Here is a 5,721-nt window from a genome sequence, read left to right on the forward strand (position 1 = left end):
GCTTGCTGACCATGGTATTCATGATGTGGAAGTGATATGTGTACCAGGAAAATTAACCGACCATTATAATCCAGCCAATAAAACTGTTAATCTAAGTCCTGAAGTTTATAATGGAAGAAATGCAGCAGCAGCGGCAGTGTCTTCTCACGAATGTGGACACGCTGTACAGCATGCGACTGCTTATAGCATGCTTGAATTTAGATCTGCAATGGTACCTGTGCAAAATGCTAGTGCCAAAATTCTTAATGTAATTATGATGGCGATGTTGTTTGGGGGCTTTTTCCTTTTCACAGCCTTCCCTATTAAAATGGTGCTTTTAGTTATAATTGGAGCCTATGGAGTAATGACATTATTCTCGTTTGTTACTTTGCCTGTAGAATTTGACGCTAGTAAAAGAGCATTGGCCTGGATAGACGAAAGAGGCATAGTGAATAGTCAGGAACATGATATGGCCAAAGATGCTCTTAAATGGGCTGCTATGACCTATGTGGTGGTTGCATTGGGGTCTTTAGTTACCCTACTATATTATGTCAGTATCTTTTTAGGTGGTAGAGACTAATTCCAAATGTAAAATAAATGTATTTTTGAGGGGGCAGAATAAACATTCTGCCCCCTCTTTGTTTTTATAAGAAAAAGAAAAGTAAACCATGAATTTTGAATTGACAGAAGAGCAGCTAGCGGTTAGAGATGCTGCAAGAGATTTTGCCCAGACAGAGCTACTACCTGGCGTTATTGAGAGAGATGAAAATCAAATTTACCCTAAAGAGCAAGTAAAGAAACTAGGGGAACTTGGTTTTATGGGTATGATGGCTGATCCAAAATATAATGGAGGTGGTATGGACTCTATAAGCTATGTATTGGCGATGGAGGAAATATCAAAGGTGGATGCCTCCTGTTCAGTGGTTATGTCAGTGAACAATTCTTTAGTTTGTTGGGGTATTGAGAAGTATGGTAATGAAGAGCAAAAAGAAAAATACTTAACCAAACTTACAACAGGAGAACATATTGGTGCATTTTGTCTTTCAGAACCGGAAGCAGGGTCAGATGCTACCAGCCAGCGAACAACTGCCATTGATATGGGTGACCATTATCTGCTAAATGGTACTAAAAACTGGATTACTAATGGTGGTACAGCAAGCACTTATATAGTTATTGCGCAAACTGATGCGGACAAGAAGCATCACGGTATCAATGCTCTAATTGTAGAGAAGGGTATGGATGGGTTTGTTGTAGGTAAAAAGGAGAACAAGTTAGGAATTAGAGGCTCTGATACCCACTCTTTAATGTTTACAGATGTTAAAGTGCCTAAAGCAAATAGAATAGGAGAAGATGGTTTTGGGTTTAAGTTCGCTATGTCAACACTTAATGGTGGAAGAATTGGTATTGCATCTCAAGCTTTAGGTATAGCATCTGGTGCTTATGAGCTGGCTCTTCAGTATTCAAAAGAAAGAAAAGCCTTTGGTAAAGAAATATCTCAACATCAGGCTATTCAGTTTAAATTGTCGGATATGGCAACTCAGATAGAGGCGGCCAGATTAATGTGTTTTCATGCCGCAGCTTTGAAGGATCAAGGTAAAGATTATGTGAAGGCAGCAGCGATGGCTAAGTTATTTGCTTCTAAAGCAGCTATGGATATTACTGTGGAAGCTGTGCAGGTTCATGGTGGATATGGATTTGTGAAAGAATACCATGTGGAGCGACTTATGAGAGATGCCAAAATAACACAAATCTATGAAGGAACCTCTGAAATACAGAAGATCGTGATAGCTAGAGAGTTACTTAAGAAGTAATTAAATAACTATCTATAAAAAATCATACTTTTCTTGGAAAAGTGCATGATTATATTGCGAATAATATTTACTTTTATGGTTGAATAAATACAGCATCGTAATGGAAGATTACAACAAAATAATTGAATCCCTAGGTATTAAATACTTAAAGTCCAATAATATAAAGGTTTCGACTCCTTTTAGCCTTAAGGACTATGAAGAAACGGAAAATGCAATTTTAATACTGAAGAAGGGTACAATCCATTTTGGTAAGGATAAGGAGCTTTTAAAGGAAGGCCATGCACTTTTAATACCAGCTAACAGAATGACGCCATTGTCTTTCGGAATGGTAGATGAAAAAGCACCTGAGCTTAGTTTAGAAGAATTTGGGTTTAAACAATCAGAGTATTTTAAGACGGCAGGAGCTGAAGATCTTTCGAATGTTGTTGCAGACTTTACCATGATTGTATTTGAAACTAAGGTGTTTGATACAGTAAACTTCTTTACTGCATTGGATATTCCAGCTTTTTCATTGGAAAATGTAGCGGTTAATAGTGCTATTTATGATGTAATAACTGAAAACCAGAAAGCAAGAGCCGGTAATCAGAGAGTGATCAAACTCAAAACTGAGTTTATGGTAATTGAGGTGATCAGACATATATTAGAGAAGAGACTGTTTGTGGAACAAATGGCAACTAACAGTACTTACTTTAAAGACCCTCGCTTAATCAAGTTATTTAAGTATATTAAAGACAATTTGAGTGGTGAGCTAACAAACAAAGCACTTTCTGATATTGCTGATGTTTCTGAAGATTATGTTGGTCAGTATTTCAAAACACTGACAGGTATAAACCCTCAGGACTATATAGAATACCAAAGAATGGAATTTGCAGTTAAGTTGTTAAGAACAACTAAAATGAGTATTAGGGATATTGGTAAAAATTGCGGTTATAAAGATACAGCATATTTCTGCCGTAGATTCAAGATGATGTATGGTATACCAGCAGGTAAAATGAGAAAGAGGGAGACATTAATGAACGTCTAAACTCTTATTCAAATCATAGATTTTTTCAGAAACCTCAATCATTAGATTGGGGTTTTTTTCTATCGCGTTACCAATAACTATTACATCTGCACCAGCCATCAGTGCATCATTGGCCAAATTAGTGGAGGATATACCACCACCAATAATTAAAGGACAGTTAATTGTTTCATTGACTTTGCGAATCATCTTAGCATTTATGGCAGATTTTGAGCCACTACCCGCATCCATATAAATTAGTTTAAGACCAAGCATCTGACCTGCCAAAGCAGTGGATGAGGCAATTGAGTACTTATCCGGAGGAATGGGCATGGTATTGCTCATATAAGATGCTGATGAGGTGCTTCCTGAATTTATCAGCATATAGCCAGTTGGAAGTATTTCCAACGAACTTTTATTTAGGAAAGGAGCAGCATTAACATGCTGCCCTATCAATAAATCAGCATTTCTGCCTGATATTAAGCTCAAAAAAAGGATGGCATCAGCATCATTACTGATGTGCATATTGTTTCCTGGAAAAAGAACAACGGGAATTTCACTTTCTCCTTTGATCAATTGTACTATCTGATTGAGGTTATCAGTAGTAATAAGGCTGCCCCCAACAAAGAAGTAGTCAACATAACTTTCATTAGCCAATGAAATCAATTGATGAATTGCTGATAAATCAGTGATTTTATCTGGATCTATAAGCACGGCCAAAGACTTTTGACCTGATGCCTTTTTATTTTGCAGTTCTTGAAGGATGCTCTTCATTACTTTCGGAGTCTTTATTTAAATAGATGGTCAACCTGTCTTTGGCTAATGCCAAAAGTAACAATAATGCCTCTTTAGCGATAGCTTTAGTAATACCTCCAAACATTGATTCAGATTTTTCATCGCTACTATCTTCTTTAATTATTATTGGTTTAGCCTTTTTTGAAGGCTTTTCATCATCATCTACGATATACTTAAATAGTAAATACGACAGAGCTAATCCACCAGCTATGAATAGGCCATTGATAGCAATATTTTTACCTTTTTCAGAAATCTTGATAATTTCACTTTCAATGAATTTTTGCTCCTCCTCAGATTGCCTTTCAAGTTTAGCTCTTAGTGACATGTCTTTTTTAGTTATCAATATGCAGCCATTTGTTTAGTTCTTTCTCAAAAAACTCCTTAAGACCGATTTTGTTTCTAAAAATAATAAGTAGGAAGAATATAAGTAAATAAAAGGCTGCTACAATGATAAAACCCATTGTGTAGTTGTCTAGAACCTTTCCAAGGTATATGCTAACTCCAATGCTGATCAACAGAACAGCAAAAAGGAGTATATTAATCGTGATTATACTTATAAATGCATTAGCTAAGAACTTGGCCAGATCATCTTTTAGTTCAAGTTTGATAATCTGAAGCCGGGTATCCACTAACTTTTTGATGCTTTCAAAAATATTATCTATACCTAATAAACCCAATATTCCCTTTTTCTCAGACACAGTTTAAATGCTTTATTATCCAACGAAGATAGTCAATAGCGATGCATTTAAAAAAGGTTGCCATTCATGAACACGCTTGAAATTAAACGGGTCAATTTACTCTTAGACCGGAATGCAAATAAGTTTCTAGGGTTGCGAAAAATGATGTTCCTTGAGTTTGCTCGACTAGCGATGCCTGGGGTTTTGCTTTTAATTAAGGAAAATAAGCAAGAACGGTATTATGAAGAATACCAGTAATATATATATGAAAATAGTAAATTTATAACGTTCTGCAATATGTCCAAACTTGCTTGCTGCCCAAACTAAAAACTGTCTTAAGACTGGAGATGATAAATAAAATACAACCCCAATAACGTTAAAAAGTAAATGTGCTATGGCAATACTAATAGCTGTTTGCGATTGATACAACACAGCTATAAATGCAGTTACCGTAGTACCAATATTGGCGCCTAAAACGAATGGCATAACCTTTTTTAAGTTGGCTTTTCCAGTGGCCACTAAAGGCACAATTAAAGATGTTGTAATAGAACTAGATTGTACTACAGCAGTAGCTAACGCCCCCCAGCTAAAAGATTGAAAGTTGTCGTTGAACACATACCGTTGAAGTCTGTTTTCAGCTCTTCCGATAATAAAATTATAAATGAGTTTAGAGATAATTTTTATAGATGCAAAGAGTAAAATAAACGATAATAGTAAGTTTAAAATGGCACTAGGCATCAGTTTGTCAAATAATTGAACAAGCCAACTGAAGTCAAATAGTTTGAATTTAATTGCTGTTGATACATCATCCGTGGCACTTATATTCAGAAGGTCAATAAAGTATTCTGCTGAGTTTGTCAGCAGGCTGTATTTGTATTCTAGTGGAAAAAGAAGAAATATAATTGAAATGTTGAATATATCGTGGATAACACCAGCTGATATGGCTCTTTCAAATTCTGTTTTTTTACCAATATACCCAAGCGCAATAATAGTGCTGGTTATTGTTGTTCCAACATTAGCACCCATAATTATTGGTATGGCGTTATGCAGTGTGATAGATCCTGTGGCTACAGCCGTTACTACCATGGTGGTAGTTGTAGAGCTGCTTTGAATAAGTGCTGTAACTAATAGCCCAATGAACAACCCTATGAAAGGATTTGAAGCGGCATTTATAATTGACCTTAGCGAGTCCTTACTTAAATGTTGGAACGATGATCCCATTAGGTCAAGGGCAAACAAGAATAGGAATAGCCCAAAAAGAAAAAAAGCTGTCTTGGCTATTATTGTTTTATTGTTGTTTGTTATTTGCAATGAGAAATCCAAAATGGTTCTTAAAATTTTTGCAAAGCTAGTTGAAAATTAATCTGATTCTGTCTTCTGTGTATTAAGCAATTGTTAAGCCTAATACTCTTAAAGTTTATCAAATTCAACTATATTGTTTTATGTATGGTAGATTGTC

General features: G+C 35.8%; 7 protein-coding genes. 3 read left to right on the forward strand and 4 right to left on the reverse strand.

All coding sequences use genetic code 11. The features are described 5' to 3' along the window. From E1140_RS02285 to E1140_RS02295, 3 genes are all read left to right on the forward strand, one after another. A partial coding sequence (locus E1140_RS02285; protein ID WP_155178612.1) for a zinc metallopeptidase occupies positions 1–559 on the forward strand: 559 nt, incomplete at its 5' end. A gap of 88 nt (positions 560–647) precedes the next feature. Further along, positions 648–1,790, forward strand: a complete 1,143-nt coding sequence (locus E1140_RS02290; protein ID WP_155178614.1) for an acyl-CoA dehydrogenase — start codon at positions 648–650, stop codon at positions 1,788–1,790. 100 nt (positions 1,791–1,890) lie between these two features. Next, positions 1,891–2,814: a helix-turn-helix domain-containing protein gene (locus E1140_RS02295; protein ID WP_155178616.1), complete on the forward strand. Its 924-nt coding sequence runs from the start codon at positions 1,891–1,893 to the stop codon at positions 2,812–2,814. Here the strand turns inward: E1140_RS02295 and E1140_RS02300 are convergent. The 4 genes from E1140_RS02300 to E1140_RS02315 form a co-directional block, all read right to left on the reverse strand. After that, complete coding sequence (locus E1140_RS02300; RefSeq protein WP_155178618.1) at positions 2,800–3,564, reverse strand: phosphoglycerol geranylgeranyltransferase; 765 nt, start codon at positions 3,562–3,564, stop codon at positions 2,800–2,802. The genes E1140_RS02295 and E1140_RS02300 overlap by 15 nt on opposite strands. Beyond that, positions 3,533–3,910 carry a hypothetical protein gene (locus E1140_RS02305; protein ID WP_155178620.1) on the reverse strand — a complete coding sequence of 126 codons (378 nt, stop codon included), beginning with the start codon at positions 3,908–3,910 and terminating at the stop codon, positions 3,533–3,535. The genes E1140_RS02300 and E1140_RS02305 overlap by 32 nt, the downstream gene beginning before the upstream one ends. A 7-nt stretch (positions 3,911–3,917) precedes the next feature. Beyond that, on the reverse strand, positions 3,918–4,283 hold the full coding sequence (locus E1140_RS02310) for a phage holin family protein (RefSeq protein WP_155178622.1): 366 nt from the start codon (positions 4,281–4,283) through the stop codon (positions 3,918–3,920). Between the two features lie 189 nt (positions 4,284–4,472). Then, positions 4,473–5,585, reverse strand: a complete 1,113-nt coding sequence (locus tag E1140_RS02315; protein WP_343034125.1) for a Na/Pi symporter — start codon at positions 5,583–5,585, stop codon at positions 4,473–4,475. Between the last annotated feature and the right edge of the window lie 136 nt (positions 5,586–5,721).

The sequence above is a fragment of the Fulvivirga lutimaris genome, assembly GCF_009711525.1.
GTDB classification, from domain to species: Bacteria; Bacteroidota; Bacteroidia; order Cytophagales; family Cyclobacteriaceae; genus Fulvivirga; species Fulvivirga lutimaris.